Origin of the sequence: Streptomyces sp. TRM68367 (genome assembly GCF_014495685.1) — a bacterium.
Taxonomy (GTDB): domain Bacteria; phylum Actinomycetota; class Actinomycetes; order Streptomycetales; family Streptomycetaceae; genus Streptomyces.
The window spans coordinates 4,931-7,235 of sequence record NZ_JACTVI010000184.1; the positions used below are offsets into that span (position 1 = coordinate 4,931).

At 71.9% G+C, this 2,305-nt stretch carries 4 protein-coding genes; 1 reads left to right on the plus strand and 3 read right to left on the minus strand.

The window, feature by feature from the left end:
• The 3 genes from H8R17_RS43840 to H8R17_RS48315 all read right to left on the minus strand — a co-directional run.
• On the minus strand, positions 1-444 hold a 444-nt coding region (locus H8R17_RS43840; RefSeq protein WP_187828751.1), incomplete at its 3' end, for a GntR family transcriptional regulator.
• A 29-nt stretch (positions 445-473) separates the two neighbouring features.
• The gene (locus tag H8R17_RS43845) at positions 474-1,226 is read right to left on the minus strand and encodes a LysR family substrate-binding domain-containing protein (protein WP_316959734.1); all 753 of its coding nucleotides are present in this window, start codon (positions 1,224-1,226) and stop codon (positions 474-476) included.
• Positions 1,171-1,374: a LysR family transcriptional regulator gene (locus tag H8R17_RS48315; protein WP_262506002.1), complete on the minus strand. Its 204-nt coding sequence runs from the start codon at positions 1,372-1,374 to the stop codon at positions 1,171-1,173. Before H8R17_RS48315 ends, H8R17_RS43845 begins: the two co-directional genes overlap by 56 nt.
• A 79-nt stretch (positions 1,375-1,453) precedes the next feature.
• Between H8R17_RS48315 and H8R17_RS43850 the strand changes: the two genes are divergently transcribed.
• Positions 1,454-2,050 carry a short chain dehydrogenase gene (locus H8R17_RS43850; protein ID WP_187828752.1) on the plus strand — a complete coding sequence of 199 codons (597 nt, stop codon included), beginning with the start codon at positions 1,454-1,456 and terminating at the stop codon, positions 2,048-2,050.
• The last annotated feature ends 255 nt before the right edge of the window (positions 2,051-2,305 follow it).

Genomic DNA, 2,305 nt, shown 5'->3' on the forward strand with positions numbered 1-2,305 from the left:
AGTGCGGTGCAGGGTGATGTGGGCCTGATGGAGGCGCGCAGCGTCCTGCACCCGGTGCGCGGCCCGGTACTCCTGCCAGGCGCTCCTCAGTTTCGCCTTCCGGGAGCCGTCGGGGTCGCCGGCCAGCGCCCGCGCGGCGAGCGTCTCCAGGGCGACCCGGACGGCCGCGGTGTCGGTGATGAACTTCTCGTCGATCGCGGTGACGACGACGCCACGGTACGGCTGCTGTTCGAGGAGGCCTTCGTGGATGAGCTGGTAGATGGCCTCACGGAGGGTGGGGCGGCTGACCCCGAGCCGCTGAGCGATGTGCACCTCCCGCAAGGGCTGGCCGGCCGCGAGCTCCCCGGCCATGATCGCCCTGCGCAGTTCGTCCACCACCGCGTCCCGTCGGGTCTGGGTGCTGACCCGCCTGGGGCCGGCGGCCCGGGTGGCGTGCTCACTCATGAAACCTCCGCAGATTGCCAGACCACAGTCTAGGAGACCGGCCGGGTGACACCGTCGGGAGAGGCGTCGAGCTCGCCTGGGCCGCCGGTCATGCGCCGGACGTGGTCGAGGAAGGCAAGGGTGGCGGGATGCGTGGCGGTGCGCGGCCAGACCAGGCGGACGGTGACCGGGGGCGCGTCCGCCAGGGGCAGGTAGCGGACGCCGGGGTGCGGATGGCTGTTCTCGGTGGCTTCCGCGGTGACACCGACCGCGTCCCCCGTGGCGATCAGGGTGAGCCACTCGTCGACGTTGGCCACCTCGAACGTGCGGGGCCGCTGCCCGTCGGGCCAGAGGCCGCCCGTGGTGGCGGCGGTGGCGCAGAGGACGACCGGCCGGTCGGCGAGATCGGCCAGGCGCACGACCTCCCGGCGGACGAGCGGATCCCCCTCGGGTACGGCGGCCAGCCGCCGCTCCCGGTACAGCGACCGGACCTCCAGCCCGGCACCCGGAGCGGGCGCCGAGCGCAGGAACGCCGCGTCGATCTCACCGCGCCGCAGGGCCGCTTCCGGGTCGTCGCGGCGGTGCACGCCCACGGGGATCCCGGGGTGCCGTTCGCGCCAGGTGCGCAGCAGCGGCACGGTGCGGTCGCCGAGCACCGCCCAGGCGAAGCCGATGCGCAGCGGTCGTACGCCCGCCGTGGCCTCCGTCAGCGCGTCCTCCAGCTGATGGAGGATCATATGGGCGCGTTCATAGAGCCGTTGCCCCGCGTCGGTCAGCACGAGGCGGCGGGTCGTGCGTTCCACCAGGCGCACCCCCGACCCGGTTCTCCAACTGCACCAAGGTGCGCGAGAGCGCGGGCTGGCTCACCCGCAGCACGTCCGCGGCGCCCGTGATGGTGCCCTCGTCGCCGATCGCGACGAGCGCCCGCAGATGCCGCAGCTCCACATTCATAACCCTGAAGCATAAATGCTCCCCGAGAAATATTTCCCGCACGCGGTGGGCCGGTCATAGCGTCGCGGCCATGAGGCCTCTGAAGATTCTGCTCATCGGCGCCACCGGCACCCTCGGCACGGCCGTCCACACGACCCTGACCGCCCGCGGCCACGAGTTGCTCACGGTGGGCCGCACCGGCGGCAACCTGCGCTACGACATCACCGACCCGGCGCAGACCACGGAACTGTACGAGCGGGCCGGCCGCGTGGACGCCGTGGTCAGCGCGGCCGGTTCCGTGCCGTACAAGCCGGTCACGGAGATGACCCCCGAGGACTACCTGAGCGCCTTCCACGGCAAGGCGCTCAGCCAGATCGAGCTGGTGCGGCAGGGGATCCCGCGCATCGCCGAGCGTGGCTCGTTCACCCTGATCACCGGAGTGCTGACGCGTGAGCCCATCCCCACGGGCACGGCCGCCTCCATGGCCAACGGCGCGGTGGAGGCGTTCGTGCGCGCCGCCGCCATCGAGATCGCCCCACAGCGGATCAACGCGGTCAGCCCCACGGTGTTCACCGAGAGCCTGGCCAAGTACGGGGACTTCTTCCCCGGCATGCCGCCGGTCGACCTCGCCGACGTGGCGCAGGCCTACGTGCGTTCCGTCGAGGGAGCCCAGACCGGGCAGGTCTACGCGCTGTAGAGCCGCCGTAGCGGCTGTCATCACGACTTCGGGTCCCTGCGCAAGCAGGGGCCCGTTTCTCATGTGTGGCCGCAGCGGCTTCCGCGTCACCGGAGGAAGCGGCGGCCGACGGTAGTCTTCCGCCAGCGCACGGTCGAGCTGTTCGCCGTCGACGACGTGGGGTCCATGGCGTCGGGAAGGCCTCGGAAAGTTGCCGGGGAAACGGGACGAACACGGCAGTAACCCGGTGGGCGGTGCGCACGTGTGCGCACCGCC